This window comes from Actinomadura xylanilytica (genome assembly GCF_030283145.1).
Classification (GTDB): domain Bacteria; phylum Actinomycetota; class Actinomycetes; order Streptosporangiales; family Streptosporangiaceae; genus Spirillospora; species Spirillospora xylanilytica.
In genome coordinates this window covers 1165611-1186169 of the sequence record NZ_JASNWE010000003.1, presented here as the reverse complement: position 1 = coordinate 1186169, position 20559 = coordinate 1165611, and the positions used below count along the sequence as shown (strand labels likewise).

16 protein-coding genes and 1 other RNA gene are annotated in these 20559 nt (G+C 74.4%); 11 read left to right on the top strand and 6 right to left on the bottom strand.

The window, feature by feature from the left end:
- The first annotated feature begins 17 nt into the window (after positions 1 to 17).
- The 5 genes from QP090_RS23050 to QP090_RS23030 are packed head-to-tail and all read left to right on the top strand — an operon-like array spanning position 18 to position 7863.
- Positions 18 to 4421, top strand: coding sequence for a beta-ketoacyl synthase N-terminal-like domain-containing protein (locus QP090_RS23050; protein ID WP_285941207.1), 4404 nt, complete (start codon positions 18 to 20; stop codon positions 4419 to 4421).
- Positions 4418 to 4699 carry an acyl carrier protein gene (locus QP090_RS23045; RefSeq protein ID WP_285941206.1) on the top strand — a complete coding sequence of 94 codons (282 nt, stop codon included), beginning with the start codon at positions 4418 to 4420 and terminating at the stop codon, positions 4697 to 4699. The genes QP090_RS23050 and QP090_RS23045 overlap by 4 nt, the downstream gene beginning before the upstream one ends.
- Positions 4692 to 5648 (top strand): alpha/beta fold hydrolase, encoded by a 957-nt coding sequence (locus tag QP090_RS23040; protein WP_285941205.1) that lies wholly within the window; start codon positions 4692 to 4694, stop codon positions 5646 to 5648. Before QP090_RS23045 ends, QP090_RS23040 begins: the two co-directional genes overlap by 8 nt.
- On the top strand, positions 5645 to 6877 hold the full coding sequence (locus tag QP090_RS23035) for a glycosyltransferase (RefSeq protein WP_285941204.1): 1233 nt from the start codon (positions 5645 to 5647) through the stop codon (positions 6875 to 6877). Before QP090_RS23040 ends, QP090_RS23035 begins: the two co-directional genes overlap by 4 nt.
- Complete coding sequence (locus QP090_RS23030) at positions 6874 to 7863, top strand: hypothetical protein (RefSeq protein ID WP_285941203.1); 990 nt, start codon at positions 6874 to 6876, stop codon at positions 7861 to 7863. Before QP090_RS23035 ends, QP090_RS23030 begins: the two co-directional genes overlap by 4 nt.
- Here the strand turns inward: QP090_RS23030 and QP090_RS23025 are convergent.
- From QP090_RS23025 to QP090_RS23015, 3 genes are read right to left on the bottom strand one after another with little or no spacing between them, the layout of a single operon-like run.
- Complete coding sequence (locus tag QP090_RS23025) at positions 7847 to 8245, bottom strand: hypothetical protein (RefSeq protein WP_285941202.1); 399 nt, start codon at positions 8243 to 8245, stop codon at positions 7847 to 7849. The two genes, QP090_RS23030 and QP090_RS23025, sit on opposite strands and share 17 nt — an antisense overlap.
- A gap of 58 nt (positions 8246 to 8303) precedes the next feature.
- The gene (locus QP090_RS23020; protein ID WP_285941201.1) at positions 8304 to 8657 is read right to left on the bottom strand and encodes a DUF6191 domain-containing protein; all 354 of its coding nucleotides are present in this window, start codon (positions 8655 to 8657) and stop codon (positions 8304 to 8306) included.
- Positions 8658 to 8701: 44 nt separating this feature from the next.
- Positions 8702 to 9226: a pyridoxamine 5'-phosphate oxidase family protein gene (locus QP090_RS23015; RefSeq protein ID WP_285941200.1), complete on the bottom strand. Its 525-nt coding sequence runs from the start codon at positions 9224 to 9226 to the stop codon at positions 8702 to 8704.
- A gap of 110 nt (positions 9227 to 9336) precedes the next feature.
- Between QP090_RS23015 and QP090_RS23010 the strand changes: the two genes are divergently transcribed.
- The 5 genes from QP090_RS23010 to QP090_RS22990 all read left to right on the top strand — a co-directional run bounded on the left by QP090_RS23010 (position 9337) and on the right by QP090_RS22990 (position 13113).
- Positions 9337 to 10188 carry a Nif3-like dinuclear metal center hexameric protein gene (locus QP090_RS23010; RefSeq protein ID WP_285941199.1) on the top strand — a complete coding sequence of 284 codons (852 nt, stop codon included), beginning with the start codon at positions 9337 to 9339 and terminating at the stop codon, positions 10186 to 10188.
- Positions 10185 to 10928 (top strand): zinc ribbon domain-containing protein, encoded by a 744-nt coding sequence (locus QP090_RS23005; protein WP_285941198.1) that lies wholly within the window; start codon positions 10185 to 10187, stop codon positions 10926 to 10928. The genes QP090_RS23010 and QP090_RS23005 overlap by 4 nt, the downstream gene beginning before the upstream one ends.
- 28 nt (positions 10929 to 10956) lie before the next feature.
- Entirely contained in the window at positions 10957 to 12075 is a 1119-nt protein-coding gene (locus tag QP090_RS23000; protein ID WP_285941197.1) for a bifunctional RNase H/acid phosphatase, read from the top strand.
- Positions 12076 to 12187: 112 nt separating this feature from the next.
- An RNA gene (gene rnpB / locus QP090_RS22995) (RNase P RNA component class A) lies at positions 12188 to 12582 on the top strand.
- A 258-nt stretch (positions 12583 to 12840) separates the two neighbouring features.
- The gene (locus QP090_RS22990; protein WP_285941196.1) at positions 12841 to 13113 is read left to right on the top strand and encodes a hypothetical protein; all 273 of its coding nucleotides are present in this window, start codon (positions 12841 to 12843) and stop codon (positions 13111 to 13113) included.
- Between the two features lie 234 nt (positions 13114 to 13347).
- Here the strand turns inward: QP090_RS22990 and QP090_RS22985 are convergent, their stop codons facing one another.
- The 3 genes from QP090_RS22985 to QP090_RS22975 all read right to left on the bottom strand — a co-directional run bounded on the left by QP090_RS22985 (position 13348) and on the right by QP090_RS22975 (position 18744).
- Positions 13348 to 15618: a SulP family inorganic anion transporter gene (locus QP090_RS22985; RefSeq protein WP_285941417.1), complete on the bottom strand. Its 2271-nt coding sequence runs from the start codon at positions 15616 to 15618 to the stop codon at positions 13348 to 13350.
- A 146-nt stretch (positions 15619 to 15764) separates the two neighbouring features.
- A complete protein-coding gene (locus QP090_RS22980; protein ID WP_285941195.1) occupies positions 15765 to 17909 on the bottom strand; it encodes a chromosomal replication initiator protein DnaA in 2145 nt (714 codons plus the stop codon).
- 262 nt (positions 17910 to 18171) lie between these two features.
- The gene (locus QP090_RS22975) at positions 18172 to 18744 is read right to left on the bottom strand and encodes a YbhB/YbcL family Raf kinase inhibitor-like protein (RefSeq protein ID WP_285941194.1); all 573 of its coding nucleotides are present in this window, start codon (positions 18742 to 18744) and stop codon (positions 18172 to 18174) included.
- A 377-nt stretch (positions 18745 to 19121) separates the two neighbouring features.
- On the opposite strand from QP090_RS22975, the gene QP090_RS22970 reads away from it, so the two are divergent.
- Positions 19122 to 20483, top strand: coding sequence for an NAD(P)/FAD-dependent oxidoreductase (locus QP090_RS22970; protein ID WP_285941193.1), 1362 nt, complete (start codon positions 19122 to 19124; stop codon positions 20481 to 20483).
- Positions 20484 to 20559: the final 76 nt, after the last annotated feature.

The following is a 20559-nucleotide window of genomic DNA, read 5'->3' as shown; positions in this document are numbered from 1 at the left end:
CGAGCGGAGCGAGCCAAATGAACACAGAGCCGATTGCCGTGGTGGGGATGGGGGCGGTGTTTCCGGGGGCCGGGACGGCGGCCGAGTTGTGGCGGAACGTGCGGGCCGGGGTGGACGCGATCACCGAGGTGCCGGCGGACCGGTGGGATCCGGCGGTGTACTACGACCCGGGGGCGTACGACCGGGCGCCGGTGAGCGATCGGTTCTACTGCCGGCGCGGCGGGTTCGTGGACGGGCTGGCCACGTTCGACCCGGAGCGGTTCGGGATCATGCCGGCGGCGGTGCCGGGGATGGAGCCCGACCAGCTTCTGGCGCTGCGGACGGCGGCGGAGGCGATCGCCGACGCGGGCGGGGACGACCGGCTGCCGGACCGGGCCCGGATCGGGGTGGTGATCGGGCGGGGCGGATACATCACGCCGGGGGTGGCGCGGTTCGACCAGCGGGTGCGGACCTCGCACCAGCTCGTGGGCGTCCTCGCGGAGCTGCTGCCGGGGCTGGGCGCGGAGCGGCTGGCCGAGATCCGGAAGGCGTTCTGCGACCGGCTCGGGCCGGACGGGCCGGACGCGTCGGTCGGGCTGGTGCCGAACTTCGCGGCGTCGCGGATCGCGAACCGGTTCGATCTGCGCGGGCCGGCGTACACGCTGGACGCGGCGTGCGCGTCGTCCCTGGTGGCGGTGGAGCACGCGGTGCGGGCGCTGCGGGGCGGGCAGTGCGACGCGATGCTGGCGGGGGCGGTGCACCACGCGCACCACGCGACGGTGTGGAGCGTGTTCAGCCAGCTCAGGGCGTTGAGCCCGAGCCAGCGGATCCGCCCGTTCGACCGGTCCGCGGACGGGACGCTGCTCGCCGAAGGCACCGGGATGGTGCTGCTGAAGCGGCTGTCGGACGCCGAGCGCGCGGGCGACCGGGTGCACGCGGTGATCCTCGGTACCGGGACGTCCAGCGACGGCCGGGCCGGGAGCATCATGAGCCCGCTGGTGGAGGGGCAGGTGCTAGCACTGGAGCGGGCCTGGCGGGACGCGGGCCTCGATCCCTCGGAGCCGCACGCGGTGGGGCTGGTGGAGGCGCACGGCACCGCGACGCCGGCGGGGGACGAGGCGGAGCTGGCGACGCTGCGGCGGGTGTTCGGGACGTCCGGTCCGTCGATCGGGCTGGGCACGGTCAAGTCGATGATCGGGCACGCGATGCCGGCCGCCGGGATCGCCGGGCTGATCAAGGCGGCGTGCGCGCTGCGGGAGGGCGTGCTGCCGCCGACGCTGCACGTGGAGGAGCCGCATCCGGCGCTGGCGGGGACGCGGCTGCGGCCGGTCCGGGCGCTGGCGGAATGGGAGCGTCCGGCGGGCGGGCTGCGGCGGGCGGTGGTGAACGCCTTCGGGTTCGGCGGCGCGAACGCCCACGTGATCCTGGAGGAGCCCCCGTCGGCGTCGGCCGTTCCGCGGCGGGTCCGGCCGGCGGTCGCGCGGGACGCGGGCCGGGCCCGGGTCGGCGAGGGCGAGGCCGTGCTGCGCCTGTCGGCGGTGTCGCCGGAGGAGATGGCGGCGCTGCTGAACGTGCCGGACGGGCAGCTCCTCGCGCAGGCGCATGAGCCGGCGGAGGGCGTGGAGCCGGAGGACCTGCCGTGCAGGCTGGCGCTGGTGGGGCCGACGGCGCGGCGGCTGGACCTGGCGCGGGCGGTGGCGCAGCGCGGGACGCCCTGGCGCGGGCGCAGCGACCTCTGGTTCACGCCGCGGCCCCTGCTGGCGTCGGGTGGGCGGCTGGCGTTCCTGTTCCCGGGGTTCGAGCCGGTGTTCGACCCGCGGGTGGGCGACGTCGCCGCCCACTTCGGGATGGACGCGCCGGACCTGACCGGCCGCACCGACCTGCTGGGCCACGCGGCGGACGTGATCGCGGTGGGCCGGCTGCTCGCCCGCGCGCTCGCCGAGCTGGGCGTCGAGCCGGACGTGGCGGCCGGGCACAGCCTCGGCGAGTGGACCGCGATGATCGCGACGGAGCTGTACCCGGCGGACGCGGTCGAGGCGTTCATGGCCGCGCTGGACCGCGACGAGGTCCGGGTGCCGGACGTGGCGTACGCGGCGCTCGGCTGCGGCGCCGACCGGGCGCAGGAGGCCATCGGCGGGCGTCCCGGGACGTCGGTCAGCCATGACAACTGCCCGCACCAGTCGGTGATCTGCGGCCCGCCGGACGAGGTCCGCGAGATCGTGGGACGGCTCGCGTCCGAGGGGGTGCTGGGGCAGGAGCTGCCGTTCCGGTCCGGCTTCCACACCCCGGTCGCCGAGGTGTACATGGACGCGGTGCGGCGCTCGTTCGAACGGCTGCCGATCTGCGCGCCGCGGGTCCCGCTGTGGTCGGCGACCACGGTCGCGCCGTTCCCCGAGACGGCGGACCAGGTGCGGGAGTTGGTCGTGCGGCATCTGCTCGAACCGGTCCGGTTCAGTGAGCTGACCGAGGAGCTGTACGGCGCGGGCGTGCGGGCGTTCGTGCAGGTCGGGCCGGGGAGCCTGACCGGGTTCGTCGGCGACAGGCTGGGCGACCGCGATCACCTCGCGATGGCCGTCAACGTCCCCAAGCGGGACGGGATGGCGCAGTTGCGGCGCGTCGTGGCGGCGCTGTGGGCGGAGGGGTACGGCTCGTCCCGGTGGGCGGCCGGTTCCGCCGCCCCGGGCGCCGGCCTGCGGCTCGACCTCGGCACCCCGCTGATCAGGCTGGACGGCGCGATTCCGCCGCTGGACATCGCGCGGTCCCAGGACCTGCCGTCGCTGCCGGCGGGCGATCCGGTCATGGCGGAGCTCGAGGCGCTCCTCAAGGACGCCGCAGACAGCGCGCAGAGCGTGCTGGAGGCGGTGCGCCCGAGCGAGCCGGGCCCGCCCGCGGGTCCGGCTGCCACGGGCCCGCCCGGCCAGATGACCGCGCTGACGACGTCGCGGGTCTTCTCGCTCGACGCCATGCCGTACGTCGCGGACCACTGCCTGATCCCGCAGGCCGCCGGGTGGCCGGAGATGTCGGACCGCTTCCCCGTCGTCCCGCTGACCACGCTGCTGGAGGTGATGGCCGACACCGCGCGGGAGCTGTTCCCCGACCTGGCGGTCATCGGTTTCGCGGACGTGCGGGCGCTGCGCTGGGTCATCGCCGAGCCCGCGACCACCGCCGCCATCCGCGCGACACCGGTCGCGCCGGACGGCGGCGACGCCGACGCCGACGTCGGGGTGCGCGTCGTCATCGAGGGGCACACCGAGGCGACGGTGCTGCTCGCCGCCCGCCACCCGGCGCCGCCCGCGCCGGACCGCACGCCGCTGGAGGGGGAGGGGCCGCCGGAGGTCACCGCCGAACGGTTCTACGCCGAGCGGTGGATGTTCCACGGCCCGCGCTACCAGGGCGTCAGCGAGATCTGCGCCCTCGCCGAGGGCGGGCTGCGCGCGAAGCTCACCTCGCTGCCGACGCCCGGCGCGCTGATGGACAGCGCGGGGCAGCTCTGCGGCCACTGGATCCAGGTGTACGGCGAGAAGGACCAGACCGTGTTCCCCGTCGGCATCGACCGCGTCTCCTGGTACGGCCCGCTGCCGTCGCCGGGTGAACGCCTCGACACCACCGTCCGGAACCGCGCGGTGTCCGGCACCACGATCCGCTGCGACGTGGAGCTCGTCCGCGCCGACGGAACCGTGTGGGGACGCGTCGACGGCTGGACGACGCACCGCTTCTACACCGACGAGCAGGTGTGGCGGATGAAGTTCACCCCGGAGGTGTCGGGGACCAGTGAGCCGCAGCCGGGCGGCTGGTGCCTGGCCCGCAAGAGGTGGGACGGCACGTCCGCGCGCGACCTGCTGATGCGGCAGTACCTGTGCGCGGCCGAACGGGACGAGTACCAGGCCCTCACGCCGCGCGCGCAGGGCCCGTGGCTGCTCGGCCGGATCGCCGCCAAGGACGCCGTCCGGGAGTGGCTGTGGCGGCAGGGGCACGGCCCGCTGTTCCCCGCCGAGCTGACCGTCCGGGACGGCGCCACGCCCGGGCGGCCGACCGTCGCGGGCCCGTTCGACCGGCCGCCCGCGCTCGCGATCGACGGCGACGGCGAGTTCGCCGTGGCGCTCGTCCGGCCCGCCGGCCAGGCCGCCGGCATCGCCCTCGGTACGGTCGCGGATGAGGGAGTGCCGCCGAGCGGCGCGGAACGTGATCTGCTGGCGGGGGCACCGGGCGACCGCGCGACCGCGGCGACCCGGCTCCGGACGGCGAAACGCGCCGTGGCCGCGGCCACCGGGACCGACGCCGATGACCTGCTGGTCACCGCCGCCGGGCCCGACCGGCTGCTGGTCGCCGCCGGAGGGAGGGCGACGGCGGTGGAGTCGCGCCCGGTGGAGGGACGCGTCGTGACCTGGACGGTCGGGGCGCCGAGCACGCACAACGACAATGCGGGGGAGACACAGGCATGACGAGCGCAGACGACGGCGTCCTGGCCGAGGTCGTGCGGATGCTGGTGGAGGTGGTGGGCGAGGACTTCCTGCTGGACGTCCAGGTGGGGCCCGACACCACCTTCAACGGCGACCTCGCGCTGGAGAGCATCGAGTTCGTGGCGCTGGCCGAGAAGCTCCGGGCGCGCTACGGCGACCGAGGCGACTTCGCCGGCCTGGTCGCGGGCATGGACCTGGACCAGATCATGAACATGACGGTCGGCGACCTGACCCAGCACGTCGAGGCAGCGCATGCCTGAGGTGACCGCGCGCGGCGTCCGGTTCCACGTGCAGACCATGGACGCCTGGGAGGGGAGCCCGGGCGGCGCGCCGCGCCGTGCGGGCGCGGGCCCGGCGCCCGTGGTGGTGTTCGTGCACGGCCTCGTCACCGACAACCTGTCGAGCTTCTACTACTCCCTGGCCCGGCCCGTCTCCGCGGCCGGGGCGCACGCGGTCATGTACGACCTGCGCGGGCACGGCCGGTCCGAGTGCACCGCCACCGGCCACGGCGCGGCCGACGCCGCCCGCGACCTGTTCGCGATCCTCGGCGAGCTCGGCCACCACGGCCCCGTCCACCTGGTCGGCAACAGCTACGGCGGGGTGGTGGCGCTGAACGCGGCGCTCGCCCGTCCGGACAGGGTCGCGGGCCTGATCCTGATCGAGGCGTACGGCCCGGCCGAGCACGCCGGGGAGTGGACCGAGGGCATGCTCAACTCCCTCGGCCGGACGGCGCTCGCGCTGGAGTACGAGCGCCAGGCCGACCAGCTCCTCGCGATGGGCTGGCGGCAGCGCGGCCGGCAGGCCGCCACCGCGGACGCGCTCATCAACGGCACCAGCCTGATGGAGGATCTGGCCGCGCTGGACCCCGTCCGCCCCGCCGACCTGGCGACGCTGTCGTGCCCCGTGCTCGCGGTGTACGGAGAGCATTCCGACGTCGTGGACGCGGGCACGCTGCTGCTGCGGTCGGTCCCCGGCTGCACGCTGCACATCATGGCGGGCCATGCCCACACCCTGCTGCGGGAGGGCACCGAGGAGCTCCTGGAGGTCATGTTGCCCTGGCTGTCCCACCACGCGGGCACCACCGTGCCCGCCGCGACCAGATCACCCCACGCCGCCCGCCCGGCGGCACCCGCGGCATCGGCCGAACCCGCGCCGTCCGCGCCCTTCGCGCCGCCTGTGCCGCCCGCGTCTCCGGCGGGTGTGCGGTGAGCGCGCGGCGCGTGGCGGTGCCGTCCCTGCTCGGCGAGGGCGGTGTGCAGCGCGGACCGAACACCGGGATCCCCAGGCGGAGGTTCCTGTTCGCGGTGCCGCCGTTGACCGGCCACGTCAACCCGACCGTGGCGGTGGGCGGCGAGCTCGCCCGCCGCGGCCACAAGGTCGCCTGGGTCGGCCACAAGGCCGCGCTCGAACCGCTGCTGCGGCACGGCGCGCAGATCTTCGCGGCGGAGGACGCGGCGTTCGGCGCCCGGATGGAGGCGGCCCGCGAGCAGTGGCTCGGCCTGCGCGGCCCGGCCGCGCTGCGGTTCCTGTGGGAGGAGTTCATCGTCCCGCTCGGGCACGCGATGATGCCGGGTGTGCAGGCCGCGGTCCGCCGGTTCCACCCGGACGTGGTGATCGCCGACCAGCAGGTCCTGGCCGCCCCGGTCGCGGCGCGGCTGCGCGGGATCCCGTGGGCGACCTCGGCGACGACCTCGGCCGAGTTCACCCGGCCGCTGGCCGGGATGCCCAAGGTCGAGGAGTGGGTCCGCGAGCGGATCGGCGAGTTCCAGCTCGACCACGGCATCGACGACCTGCTCGACCTGCGCTTCTCCGACCACCTGGTGCTGGTGTTCTCCACCGCCGCGCTGGTCGGCGACACCTCGGTCTTCCCCGGCCACTTCGCGTTCGTCGGGCCCGCGCTCGGCCGCCCGCCGGGGAACGACTTCCCCTGGGAGTGGCTGGACGGCAGGCCCGCCGTCCTCGTCTCGATGGGCACCCTCAACGGCGCCGCCGCCGGACGGTTCTTCCAGGTCGCGGCGGATGCCGTCCGCGACATGGACGTGCAGGCGGTGCTGGTCGCGCCGCCCGGGGCCGTCCCGGACCCGCCGTCCAACGTGCTGGTCCGCGACCGGGTACCGCAGCTCAAGCTGCTCGAGCGGATGAGCGCGGTGGTGTCCCACGGCGGCCACAACACGGTGTGCGAGGCGCTCGCGCGGGGCCTGCCGCTGGTCGTCGCGGCGATCCGGGACGACCAGCCGGTCATCGCCCGCCAGGTCGCCGCGGCCGGCGCCGGCATCCCGATCAGGTTCGGCCGCGTCCGCGAGGCGGAACTGCGCGACGCGCTCGCCGCGGTGCTGACCGACGACGCCTACCGGGCCGCGGCCCGGCGGGTGCGCGACTCGTTCACCGAGGCGGGGGGAGCGGCGCAGGCGGCCGACCGGCTGGAGAAGCTGACGTGACCCGGCCGCCGGCCGCCGGGAGGGCGGCCGAGCCGGACGCGCGGATCACCGCGCACGTCTTCGAGCGCGCCTTCGGCCGTCCGCCCGCCGGGATCCGCCGCACCCCGGGCGTCCTGACCCTGCTCGGCGGCGCCCCGCCCGGCACGCCCGTATCGGACCTCGCGCCCGCCCTCACCATGGCGGTGACCTGGGGAGTCATCGTCGCCTTCGGTGACAGCGACGACACCGGCGCCGTGATCGACCTCTACTCGATGAACCACCACGCCGACCGCTTCACCGCCGCGCCCGGCGACCTGCGGAACGCCGGGGCGCCGGGCTGGGCGGCGGAGCCTCTGGCCGCCTTCCGCGCCCGGCCGGTGCCGCCTCCCGCGCGGATGGTGGTCAACCGCGAGCTGCCCGCCGAGATGGGGCTGTTCACCGGCGTCGAGGCCCGCTGCGCCGTGGCCCTCGGCCTGGACGATCTGCACGGCCCGTCCGGGGGAGGGGAGCCGCAGGACGCGGCGTACACGACGGCCCTCCACGCACGCGAGGCCGAGGCGCTGCTGGTGGCCCCCGGCGGCGGCGCCGAGCGCGTCCCCTGCGACCTGGCGGCGTCCGGCCTCCGCCTCCTGATCATCGACCCGGGCGCCCCGGCGGCCCCGTCTCGGACGGTGTCCCGGGCGCCGGTGGACGACACGTCCGCCGAGCGGGCGGCACAGGCGCTGCGTGCCGGGCGGATCGCCGACCTGGGGCCGCTGCTCACGCAGGCTCATGTCCGCGGCGCCCCCGCCCTCGACCTGGCCCTGGACGCCGCCCGTGACGCGGGCGCCCTGGGCGGGCGGACGATCGGGACGTGCGTGGTGGCGCTCGTTCCGATGGCGAACGTCCCCCAGGTGCGGGCCCAGGTCGGCGCGCGGCTGGCGGGTGCCGTGCGGCGCCCGCCCCGCTTCCTCACCGCGACCCCCGTCCCCGGCGCGGTCCGGCGCGGTGTCACAGACGCGGGGTGAAGGGCCGGCGCCGGCCCGGGTCGCCGCCGGAGCCGGGACCGGAGAGGGCCGCCTCGACCAGCTCGACGGCCTGGACGAGGGCGACCAGCCGCCCGCCCTCGCGCCGGTACGCCTCCATCACGGCCTCGACGCCGTGCGGCGGGACGGCGCCGGAGAGGTCGACGCGGGCCGTGCGGAAGCCCTCGCGGGCGGCCTCGACCGAGGCGTCGACATGGTGCTGGGCCATCCGGGCGAGGACGATCGGGTAGCGGCGCAGGACCCCGTAGCGCCGGTACTCGGGCGGGACGAGCTCGAGCAGCCAGGCCATCGCGGTGTCCTCGAAGCGCTCGGTGCCCGGCGGGTGCACCTGCGCCGGCCAGCCGGGCGGTACGTGCGTGCTCACCCGTTCAGGATAACCCGGATGTTCGAATCTATGTTCGACACATTTCGGACACTATCCGTCAGTCCGTCCCGGGCGCCGGATCCACCGGCCCGGTCCGCCGGATCCGGATCTTGCCCGAGTCGAGGTCGGCGGCGCCGCCGCCCGCCACCTGATGGTCGTCGTGGCGCATCAGCTTCTCGCGCTGCTGCTCCTCCTGCTTGATCTTCTTGGAGCCCTCGAACGCGGAGGCGAGATCCTCGAACATGCCGCCGCCGAACCCGGCGCCGGTCTCGCCGTCCCCGCGGATGGCGCCCATCAGGGACGTGCGGCCGGTGCCCGTCTGCGGCCAGTCGACGATCTCCGGCTCGACGGGCTTGCGCTTGGCCGGCGCGCGGCCCTTGGCGCGCTTGCGACGGCGAAAGGGTGACTTCACACACACTCCAACGCGATGAGTCTCCGAAATGATCCCGTGGCCGTTCACTCCCCGAACGACCAGCGGGTGGGAGAACCGGTGAAGTCCCCCTGCCATAGTCCGAATGCCCGCTCGGGCCGCACTTCTACCGTCGCGTTCACCGCGGGGTCCAGGAAATCCACACGATAGCCGGTGGCGTACTTGGCGTTGACCAGGTCGATGAACAGTTGGAGCTTGCGCGGCTCGGTGACGATCTCGGCGCGGCCCTCGATCACCACCGGCTCCTCGGCCGCCTCGGTGGTCACCACCACCTGCGGGTTGGCCCGCAGGTTGGTGATCTTGCGGGACGGCAGGCTGCTGCTGAACAGCAGCGCTTCCCCGGACCAGGCGCCCCACACCGGCATCGAGTGCGGGCGCCCGTCCGGACGGACGGTGCACAGCCAGAAATTGCGGGCCGCCGACATGCGCTCGACGGCCCAGGCCCAGGGCAGCAGGCCGCTGCCGTCCGCGGGCCCCCGCACTCCGTAGCCGGGCATGTGCGGGCGGCTCGCGCTCGGCTCCGGCTCAGGTAGGGCGTCGGCGACCGGCATGGAAGTCTCCCCTCGTTCGGCCTCCCCCGCCCTCATCGTTCCAGACCGGGCGGCGGGCGGTGTTCGGCGGTGGCTCGGCTGGAGCGCCCCGGGGCTGTAGCCTGCGGGACGTGCGTCTATCCCATGTCATCACGGCTCTCGAAGAGCTCTACCCGCCGGCGTGGGCCGAGTCGTGGGACGCCGTCGGCCTGGTCTGCGGCGATCCCGGCCAGGAGGTCGCCCGGGTGCTGTTCGCGGTCGACCCGGTGACGGCCGTTCTCGACGAGGCGCTGGAGTGGGGCGCGGACCTGGTGGTGACCCACCACCCGCTGCTGCTGCGCCCGGTGCACGGCGTTCCCGCGACCGATCCCAAGGGCCGGCTCGTGCACCGCATGATCAGAAATGGCGTCGCCCTCTACACCGCGCACACCAACGCCGACGTCGCCGACCCAGGCGTGTCCGACGCGCTGGCGCGGGCCGTGGGCCTGGTCGGCCCGTTGCGCCCGATGGTCCCGTCGGCCGAGGACCCGCGCCGCGGCCTCGGCCGGATCGGCGAGCTGGCCGAGCCGCTGACGCTGCGCGATTTCACCGCCCGCGTCGCGGCCGGGCTGCCGGCCACCGCCGCGGGCGTCCGGGCGTCCGGCGACCCCGGCCGCACGGTCGGCACCGTCGCGGTCTGCGGCGGCGCGGGCGACTCGCTGCTCGGCACCGCGCGCGCCGCCGGCGTCGACGTCTACCTCACCGCCGACCTGCGCCACCACCCCGCCTCGGAGTTCGCCGAGCACGGGGGGCCCGCGCTGGTCGACGCCGCGCACTGGGCGACCGAATGGCCCTGGTTGGCGGACGCGGAACGGCGCCTCACCGCCCTCGCCGGAGCGGGCGACGCCGTCGCCGCCGGGCGGCACGGAGCGGGCAAGTTGGAAACCAGGGTGTCCACGCTCGGCACCGACGCGTGGAGCCTGCACGACGAAGGAGTGAAGTGAAAGCCGCACCACAAGCCCAGCTGCGCCTGATCGACCTGCAAGAGCTCGACAGCTCACTCGACCGGCTGGCGCACCGCCGCCGGACGCTCGCCGAGCTCGCCGAGATCGACCGGCTCGGCGGCAGCCTGACCGAGCTGCGCGACGCGATCGTGGGCGCCGAGACCGAGGTCGGCGACCTCGACCGCGAGCAGCGCAAGGCCGAACAGGACGTCGACCAGGTCCGGGCCCGCGCGGAACGCGACCAGCAGCGGCTCGACTCCGGCCAGGTCACCTCGGCCAAGGACCTCAGCGGCCTCCAGGCCGAGATCGAGTCGCTGACCCGCCGCCAGTCCGACCTGGAGGAGGTCGTCCTGGAGATCATGGAGCGCCGGGAGGAGCTGGAGGGCCGGGTCGGCTCGCTGCGCGCCGACCAGGCCGCCGCCCAGCGGGACCTGGCCGCGCTCACCGAGCGCCGCGACACCGCCCAGCGCGAGATCGACGACGAGGCCGGGACGACCGGCTCCGCGCGCGCCGCGGTCGCCAAGGACGTCCCGGACGACCTGCTTGGCCTGTACGAGAAGCTGCGCGACCAGTTCGGCGGGGTCGGCGCGGCCAAGCTCTACCGGGGCGCCTGCCAGGGCTGCCACCTCGCGCTCAACACCGTCGACCTCAACCGGATCCGCGCCGCCGCGCAGGACGAGGTCGTCCGCTGCGAGGAGTGCCGCCGGATCCTGGTCCGCACCCCCGAGTCCGGGCTCTGAGGGCCGCGCGGGTGAGCGGGACGAGCCGATGAGCCGCACGCTGGTCGTCGAGGCCGACGGCGGGTCCCGGGGCAACCCGGGTCCGGCCGGGTACGGGGCGCTGGTCCGCGACGCGCCGACCGGCGAGCTGCTGGCCGAGGTCGCCGAGTCGATCGGGCACGCCACCAACAACGTCGCCGAGTACCGCGGCCTGATCGCGGGGCTGCGCGCCGCCGCCGCGCTCGACCCGTCCGCCCGGGTCGAGGTGCGGATGGACTCCAAGCTGGTCGTGGAGCAGATGTCGGGCCGCTGGAAGATCAAGCACCCGGACATGATCCCGCTCGCGCTGGAGGCGCGGGAGGCCGCGTCCGGGCTCGGCTCGGTGGTGTACGGCTGGATCCCGCGCAACCGCAACGCGCACGCCGACCGGCTCGCCAACGAGGCCATGGACGCCGCGGCCCGGGGCGAGCACTGGGTCCGCACCATCGATGAGCCCCCCGAGCACGACACCGTCCCGGCGCCCGCCGCCGCGCCTGCATGGTCGGGCGCGGCCACCGCCCCGACGGTCACGCTTCTCCTACGGCACGGCGAGACGCCGCTGTCGGCCGAGAAGCGCTTCGCGGGCATCGGCGACCACCCGCTCACCGACACCGGCCGCGCCCAGGCCCGCGCCGCCGCGCTGGCCCTCAAGGACCGGGGCGTCGAGGCGATCGTGTCCTCGCCGCTCGCCCGCTGCCGCGCCACCGCCGCCGAGGTCGCCGAGGTCACCGGGGTGGAGGTCCGGATCGAGGACGGTTTCCGCGAGACCGACTTCGGCGACTGGGAGGGCCTGACGTTCGCCGAGGCCGGCGAGCGGTGGCCCGCCGAGCTGAAGGCGTGGCTGGCCGACCCGGACGTCCCGCCGCCCGGCGGCGAGAGCTTCACCCAGGTCGCGCGGCGGGTCGGCACCGCCCTCGACAAGCTCAAGGTCCGGCACCGGCACCGCCGGGTGCTGGTCGTCTCGCACGTGACGCCGATCAAGCTGCTGGTCGTGGCCGCCCTCGGCGCCCCGATGGCGTCGCTGTACCGGATGCAGCTCGACGTGGCGGCGCTGTCGTCGGTGCACTGGTACGACGACGGCCCGGCGTCCCTGCGCGCGTTCAACGACACCCACCACCTGGCCCGCTGACCGGATCCGGCCGTCCCGGTCGTTTCCCCCGGGGTCGCCCGCGACCGTCCCCCCGGCCGCCCGCGCTACTCGTCCGCCTCCCGTGACCCGGTAGAATCTCCCCCACGGCGGACGAGCCGGCCGGGCGGTCGCGTCGGGGGCCTCACGGTCCTCGCCGAGGAAAGTCCGGGCTCCACAGGGCAGGGTGGTCGGTAACGCCGACCCGGGGTGACCCGCGGGACAGTGCCACAGAAAGCAGACCGCCACCGGTCCGCCGGTGGTAAGGGTGAAACGGTGAGGTAAGAGCTCACCAGCGCCCACGGTGACGTGGGCGGCTAGGTAAACCCCACCCGGAGCAAGGTCAAGAAGGACGGCGGCAGTCGTCCGCGCAGGCGTTCGAGGGCGGCCCGCCCGAGCCTGCGGGTAGACCGCTGGAGGGCGCCGGCAACGGCGCCCCGAGATGGATGACCGCCACCCGCCGCCTCGCGCGGCGGGAGACAGAACCCGGCTTACAGGCCGACTCGTCCGCCCCAACTCCTCCCACCTGCGGGGGAGCTTTCATGATCCGGCTGTGTTCGGCCGTGGTTCTGCCTGAGCCGCCGTGAACAGCCCCTCGCCCCCGTCCCGGCCGATCCGGATGGGGGCCTAGAACTCGGCTGCTTCGGGTCACACGACACAAAGGATCGAAAACGGCGCGCATAACGTCATAGATACAGCTGATCGCCTTGGGGGATCGGCGGTGGCGGCGGGACACCCGGTACGTGTTCCGCAGAGAGGAGCGCCAAAGTGCTCATCATCATGATCGGGATGTTCGCGCTGGTCGGGGTGGCGGGACTCGTCTACCTCGCGGACTTCGCGCGATCGAGCCGGACGGACTCGCTTTTCCTGCCCGCTTCCAGCCGGAGCGCGCGGCGGGCGCGCCGGCTGACCGGAATGTACATTCGCGGGACCGACCTCCAGCAGATGCCGGACACCGACGACCGAATGCGGGGCATCGGCGGGACGCGGGGCACCGGTGACCGCACGCAACGGGGCGGCGACCAGCTGGTCGGCCGCTGATCGAAGGTCATGGGCCGCCTGTTGGGGGGCGGCCCATGACCCTTTCCGGTGCCGTCCGGGCTAGGCCGTGTTTTAAAGCCCGGCCCGGCGTCCTCGCCTGGCGGCTCGGACACCGACCTGGCTTGGGCGAGCGCGACATCGCTCCGCGATCTGGCCGGTGGGGCTCGCCTCCGGCTTCGCCCCACCGGCCAGGTAACGCGCTCGCGCGACGGCCGAGGCACTCTGAGACAGGCCCTAGCCGCGGGCGCGGGCGCCGCGCGATTCCTCGGGCGTCTCGTCCGGGACGGCGACGAAGACGCCGGCCGGACGGTCCAGGATCTGCACCTGGGCGGACTCCAGATCGAGGTAGAGGCCGACCAGCTCCAGCTCGCCCGCGTCGACCCGGTCCCGGATCCAGGGGTAGGTGAGCAGGTTGTCGAGCTGCTGCATCACGTTGACCTGGCAGAGCCGGGCCAGCGGCGACTCGTCCGGCACCTGCTCGGCGGCCAGGAAGCGGGCCAGGCTGTGGTTGCCGTGCTTGAGCCAGCGCGACAGCGAGGTCAGGTGCTCGATCTCGGTGCCGCCCGCCAGCAGCGCCGCCATGGCTCCGCAGTTGGAGTGGCCGCACACGGTGATGGTGCGGATGCCGAGCACCCTGGTCGCGTACTCCACGGTCGCGGCGACCGAATCGTCGGACATGCGCGAACCGTGCCGCGGCACGAGGTTGCCCACGTTGCGGTTGATGAACAGGTCGCCGGGGCCGCTCGCGGTGATGATGTTGGGCACCACGCGCGAGTCGACGCAGGTGATGAACAGATGCTCGGGCTTCTGCTCGAACGCCAGCTCGGCCATGATCGGCCGGACCAGCCGCGCGGTGCGGCCGTGGTACTCGCGGACGCCGGCGAGCAGCAGAGCGCTCGGTGACACCTCCGGAGTGTCGAGTTCGGTGGTCGTCTCGTTCCTGCGCCGCCGGTTCGCCCAAGGTGCCCACCAGCGAGCCTGCGGGGGCGACTTGCGCGGCGGAGACATATCGCCTGTCACAGCTCTTTCATACCAAGTCTCGTGAACCTCATCGATGTCGACCCTCCCCCCTTGGCGTTCGTGGGCGAGCCGCCACTGATGGATTGCGTCGAACGCCGCGTTGTCCATGAAGTCCACGTTCAGGTCCAGGTCGACGCCGGTGCCCGCCGGGATCCGCTGGAGGACCCGGGTCACCTTCGGGACGCCGAGGAAGGTCAGCGTGCCCTCCACGACCACGTGCCAGCGGGCCGGGAGGGCGCTCGCGTCCGGCCCGGGGTCGAACCGCTCGACCCGGACCGAGAGCCGGGTCAGCCGGCGCAGCGCCATCACCGCCATCACCCCGATGCCGAGCAGCACCCCCTCGCCGAGCCCGAGCGCGACGACGCCGCCGAGGGTGGCGAAGTAGGCCGGCGCCTCGCGGTGGTGACGCAGGTCACGGACCCGGGCGGTGTCGATCATCTTCGCGCCGAGCAGGACGAGCAGCGCCGCCAGCGCCGCCAGCGGCACCTGCTCGATGACCGGGCCGCAGGACAGCGCCAGCACCAGCACCCAGACGCCGTGCAGCACCGTGGAGGCCCGGGTCCGGGCGCCCGCCTCCAGGTTGGCCGTGCTGCGCACGATCACGCCCGCGATCGGCAGCCCGCCCAGCAGCCCGGACGCGGCGTTGGCCGCGCCCTGGCCGAGAAGCTCGCGGTCGAGGTCGGCGCGCGGGACGTCCTCGGGCCTGGCCCGGTCGATCGCCACGCTGCACAGCAGGGACTCGACCGCGGCGACCAGCCCGACCGACACCACCGCGCCGACGATGCCGGGCAGGGGGCCGTCCGGCAGCACCGGGGCCCGCCAGCCGGACAGCAGCGAGCTCGGCAGGTCGACCCGCGGGGCGTGCCAGTCGAGCGCCCAGGCGGTCAGGGTCGCCAGGGCGATGGCGGGCAGCGGGCCCGGGATCCAGCGCAGCACCGCGCCGGGCCCGCGCTCGGGCCGCGGCATCCGCGCCCACGCCACCAGCACGGCGATGGTCAGCAGACCGAGCAGGGCCGGGTGGGGACGCGGGTGGACGAGCTGCCGGGGGAGCTCTTGCAGGTTGTGCAGCGCCGACTGGCGTGAGGTGCCGCCGAGCACCACGTGCACCTGGGCGAGGACGAGGACGACGCCCACCCCGGCCAGCATCCCGTGCACGACGGCGGGCGACACCGCCAGCGCCGTGCGGGCCACCCGGCACGCCCCGAGCCCGAGCTGGAGCAGCCCGCCGAGCAGGGTGATCGTGCAGGTCGCCCGCCAGCCGTAGGTCTGGATCAGGTCGGCCACGATGACGGTGAGCCCGGCGGCCGGACCGCTCACCTGGAGCGGGGAGCCGCCGAGCAGTCCGGCGACGACGCCGCCGACGATCGCGGCGATCAGTCCGGCGGCGATGGGCGCCCCGGAGGCCACCGCGATGCCGAGGGAGAGGGGGATCGCGACGAGGAACACGACGAACGAGGCGAGGAGATCTCGCCGCAAAGCGAACACGTTGAGTGGCTTTGAAGTCACCTAGTGTATATAACCATGATTTGCCGGTGCTGTGAGGCGTCCGCGCGGATCGAAGGCGGTGCGGGAACGACGGAGCGGGGCCGCCGGTGTCCGGCGGCCCCGCTCCGGGGGTGGTGGTGGCGCGGTCAGCGCCGGTAGTCGCGGTGGTTCTCCCAGTCGTCGGGCGGCTGGCGGCGCGGGTCGGAGCCCGGACGGGACGTGCCGTACGGGCCCGTCCCGGTGTCGCCGCCGGGTGCCGGGGCGCCCGGGTAGCCGCCCTGCTGCTGGTTGAGGTAGCCGCTGCCGTACGCCTGGGTGGCGTTGGGGTCGCTGTAGCCGCCCGGCGCCCCGGTGCCGCCCGGACCGCCCTGGCCCGCGCCCGGGTCGTGCGGCGCGCCCAGCGGGTCGCCGCCGCCGTTGTAGCTGCTGCCGCTGAAGTCGCCGTAGCGGCCGGGCTCGCCGGCCGGGGGCGGGCTCATCCCGCCGCCGGGGCCGGGCTCGCCGCCGAACGAGCCGTAGGAGTCACGGCCGCCGCCGCCCAGCGGGTCCTCGTACCGCGAGGACTCGCCGTAGGCGGGCGCGGTCGGGTAGCCGTCGGTCTGCGAGCCCTGGCCGGGCGCGCTGTAGCCGCCCGTCCCGCCGAGGCCGCCCAGGCCGCCGGCCGAGCCGGCGGGGTCGGAGTCGTAGCCCGGCCCGGACGACGGCGGCGGCGGCGACCAGGGGCCGGTGCCGGACCCGCTCGCCGACCCGGTGCCGAACGAACCGCTGCTGAGCGGGTCGCCCAGCGGGTCGCCGCCGTAGGACCCGCCGGAATCGGCGGGGCCCGTCGTGCGCTGGCGGTCGGTCTGGATGCGCTGGAGCAGTTCGTCGACGGTGGGCAGCTTGTGGGGGTCGGTGTCGGCCGGTGAGCCGCCGCCCTGCGCGGGCATCCCCGGGGCGCCCGCGTCGGGGTAGCCGCGGGCGGCCGGCTCTTCGGGACGGCCGAGCGGCAGGCCGAGCGGGTCGGACGCGCGCGGGTCGGACACCGGGGGCGCGGGCGGAGCCGGAGGGGCCGGCGGCGCGGGCGGGGACAGCGGCATGTCGTAGCCGTCCTGCCGTCCGGGCGGCGGGCCCGCGGCGGGACGGCCGCCGAGCGGGTCGCCGGAGCCGTAGTCGCCGTACGAGGGCTGCTCAGGGGCACCGTAGGACGATTCGGGGGCACTGCCGTACGAGGGCTCGGGGGAGCTGCCGTACGAGGGCTCAGGGGCCCCGTACGAAGGCTGCTCGGGAGACCCGTACGGGGACTGGTCGCCGCCGTAGCCGGACTGGTCGCCGCCGAGGTAGGACGTCTGGTCGGCCGGACCGCCGCCGTAGGACGGCTGCTGGTCGGGCACGCCGAACGGGGACTGGTCGGCCGAGCCGAACGGCTGCTGCGACTCGGCCGAGCCGTAGGCGGGCTGCTGCTCCTGGCCGCCGTAGACCGGCTGGTCGGGCATCGCACCGTGGCCGCCGTGCCCGGCGGGGACGCCGAACGGGGACGTCTGCCCGCCGCCGGGGTGCCCGGCGTTGGCGCCGATGTCGGTGGGGAAGCCGTCGTTCGCGGTCGCGCCGGGATCACCGCTGTACGGGCCGGACTGGAACGAGCCCGGGGCGGAACCGGCCGGCTGCGGTCCGGTCGAGCCCATGCCGCCGGGCCCGCCGGGCCCGGTCGTGCCGGGTCCGCCCAGGCCGGCGAGGGCGTTCAGGTCGGCGCCCATCGGGACGGGCTGCGTCAGGCCGGGCGGCTCGACGGCCGCGGGCGGCGCCTGCTGCTCGGCGGCCTGCGTGGCCAGTGGGTCCCCGGCCATCTCACCGTCGGGACGCTCCTGCTGGCCGTCGTGCTGCCAGGGGAACTTGGGCTTGTCGAAGGTGATGGTCGCCCAGTAGTCGTCGTCTTCCATCTCGTCGGAGCCGTGGCCACTGGGGGCGGGAGGCGGCGGCGCCGCGGCCGGGGCAGGCGCCTGCGCCGGGGCGGCCGTCGGCGCGGCCAGCGGCCCGCCGGCGACGCGGCGGTCGTAGCCGGGGTCGGCGGCTCCCGGCCCGTAGGCCGCGTCCTCGTAGCCGTCGTCGTAGCCGTCGTCGGGGGCGATCGGCCCCATCTCGTCCGGCGGCGGCGCCGCGCGGCGGCCGCGCGACTGCGGCTGCGGCTGCTCGTCGTCCATCCAGTCGTCGTCGTCCCGGCCCGCCCGGCTGGCCCGCAAGCCCAAGGCCACCAGGACGACCACCAGGACCACGACCACGATCAGGCCGAAGACCACGATGTAAGAAGTCATGCCACCACCCAATGCCTTGACCCGGCGAGAGTCGCCGGCGCGGACCGCGGGTTCGTCCCGTCTATCGCCAGCGATCGGTTCCCAGCGGGCCTAGTCCGATTCTGACCGACCGCTATGACCGTTGTCACACCTTTCGCGCACATTTACCCTCACACGGCGCGCGCCGATCGGCCAATCCGGCCGACCTCCGCGCCCCAGTCAGCTCCAGCCCCCCGAGGGGTCCGCCCTGACTCGGCGCTCACAGGCCCCAGGGTCAACGCGCCTACTTGCTGCCGAAGTTCCCGGTGATCCGTCCCCGGCCCACCGTGTGCTTGGCGATCGCGCCGAGCGATTCCTTCAGCGTGGCGCCGCTCTTGAACGGCGCCGGGTCGTCCAGTGCGTAGATGGTGAATCGGTACCGGTGCCGTTCTCCCTTGGGCGGGCACGGCGGCGTGTAACCCACCTTCTTGCCCGTGCTGAGACCCTCGACGGTATTGGGCAGCCGGGCGCCCTCGACGAGTTCGTGCGTGGTCCCGTCGATGCCCGCGATCACCCAGTGGACGTAGGCGCCGTTCTCGGCGTCCGGGTCGTCCATCACGATCGCGAACGAACGGGGGGCGGCCCCCGACCACCGCAGCGGTGGGGTCCTGCCCTGCCCGCTCGCGCAGCCGTACCGCGTGGGCAGGTCTCTGCCATCGCGGAAGACCGGGCTGGTCACGGTGAACCACTCCGACAGTTCGGCGCTCTTGTTCTGCGGCTGTCCGATCACCCCGCATCCGCTCAGCGCGGCGGTGAGCGCGAAGGCGCCCAGCGCGGCCGGCACGGCCAGGGTCGGACGCCGGTCTCTGCTCATCATCGTTAACGCTCCCAGGCGAGATGGTACGCCGCGCACCGCCGGTTCCCCCTCATCTCGGCGTCGCGCACACCTCGTCGGCGGCGCCCCCTTCCTCGTCGGCCCCAACCTTAGAGGTTCGATGAGGGTGGAACGGGCCTTTCCCGCCCTGAGATGGCACCGCGCCGGAGGGCCGCCGCGGGGGTACGTGTCGTGTGACCTTCGTCCTGTCGTGTCCGAAAAATTATGAAGGAGTGGTGAAGTTCACAGGTCTGGTAACGGTCCAGTTTCCCCAAATGGAAAGATTGAAGGTTCTTTCCTGGCTGTCTCTTGGTGTTCGCGTGCTCCATCCGGTAGATTGTGAATGTCTTCACAAGCCGACCGTGACCTAGGAGGCCGCAATGGCCAGGACCGCCGAGGGGACCCCAGGCGCTCCCCACATCCTCATCGTGGGTGGCGGCTATGTGGGCATGTACACCGCACTGCGCCTGCAAAAGAAGCTCCGACGCGAGCTCAAGCGCGGTGAGGTCAAGATCACCATTGTTGATCCCAACTCGTACATGACGTACCAGCCGTTCCTCCCCGAGGCCGCCGCCGGGAACATCTCCCCGCGGCATGTCGTGGTGCCGCTGCGCCGGGTGCTGCCGAGGTGCACCGTGCGCAAGGCCCGCGTGACCGAGCTGAAGCACGAGGAGGGCTGGGCGATCCTCCAGCCACTGGCCGGCCCGCCCGAGCGGATCTCCTACGACTACCTGGTGATGGCGGCCGGCGCGGTGCCGCGCATCCTGCCGATCCCCGGCCTGGCCGAGAACGGGATCAGCCTCAAGACCGTCGGCGAGGCCATCCACCTGCGCAACCACATCCTGGAGCAGTTGGAGATCGCCGAGTCCACCAACGATGAGGAGGTTCGCCGCAAGGCGCTGACCTTCGTGTTCGTCGGCGGCGGGTTCGCCGGAGTGGAGGCGGTCGCCGAGCTGGAGGACATGACCCGCGACGCCACCCGCTACATGCGCAAGGTCACGCCGCAGGACCTGCGCTTCACGCTGGTCGAGGCGGCCGACCGGATCCTGCCCGAGGTCGGTCCCGACATGGGCAAGTGGACCGCCGAGCAGCTCCGCGGGCGCGGCATCGCGGTCAAGATGAAGACCTTCCTCCAGTCCGCGGTGGACGGGGTGATCGAGCTCTCCGACGGCAGCTCCTTCGAGGCCGGCACGCTGGTCTGGAACGCCGGGGTGAAGCCGTCGCCGGTCGTCCGGCACGGCGACCTGCCGCTCGACGAGCGGGGCCGGGTGAAGGGCACCGAGTACCTCACCATCGAGGGCCTGGTCCGGGCGTTCACCGCCGGCGACAACGCCGCGATCCCCGACCTGACCCAGGAGGGCATGTTCTGCCCGCCGAACGCCCAGCACGCGGTGCGGCAGTCCAAGGTGCTCGCCGACAACATCGTCCGCTCGCTGCGGGGCAAGTCGCTCAAGCCGTACGTGCACGGCAACGTGGGCGCCGTCGCCGGCCTCGGGCTGCACAAGGGCGTCGCCCAGACCTACGGGTTCAAGGTCAAGGGCTGGCCCGCGTGGTTCATGCACCGCAGCTACCACGGGGCGAAGGTGCCGACCTTCAACCGCAAGGCCCGGGTGCTGGCCGACTGGACCCTCGCGCTGTTCCTCAAGCGCGAGACCGTCTCGCTCGCCACCGTCGAGCAGCCGCGCGCCGACTTCGAGCTCGCCGCGCTCGACGACGCCAAGCCGAAGGAACGGGCCGTCTGAGGCCCGTCCGAACGGCTCCGGCCGGTTCCCGGCCCGGTGCGCCCCTGACGCCCCGGCGATCCCCGCGATCGTCGGG

Coding starts and splice junctions, on each gene's coding strand:
- QP090_RS23050 (WP_285941207.1), top strand. CDS start 18: ATGAACACAGAGCCGATTGCCGTGGTGGGGATGGGGGCGGTGTTTCCG.
- QP090_RS23045 (WP_285941206.1), top strand. CDS start 4,418: ATGACGAGCGCAGACGACGGCGTCCTGGCCGAGGTCGTGCGGATGCTG.
- QP090_RS23040 (WP_285941205.1), top strand. CDS start 4,692: ATGCCTGAGGTGACCGCGCGCGGCGTCCGGTTCCACGTGCAGACCATG.
- QP090_RS23015 (WP_285941200.1), bottom strand. CDS start 9,226: ATGCCGGTCGCCGACGCCCTACCTGAGCCGGAGCCGAGCGCGAGCCGC.
- QP090_RS23000 (WP_285941197.1), top strand. CDS start 10,957: ATGAGCCGCACGCTGGTCGTCGAGGCCGACGGCGGGTCCCGGGGCAAC.
- QP090_RS22980 (WP_285941195.1), bottom strand. CDS start 17,909: ATGACTTCTTACATCGTGGTCTTCGGCCTGATCGTGGTCGTGGTCCTG.
- QP090_RS22975 (WP_285941194.1), bottom strand. CDS start 18,744: ATGATGAGCAGAGACCGGCGTCCGACCCTGGCCGTGCCGGCCGCGCTG.
- QP090_RS22970 (WP_285941193.1), top strand. CDS start 19,122: ATGGCCAGGACCGCCGAGGGGACCCCAGGCGCTCCCCACATCCTCATC.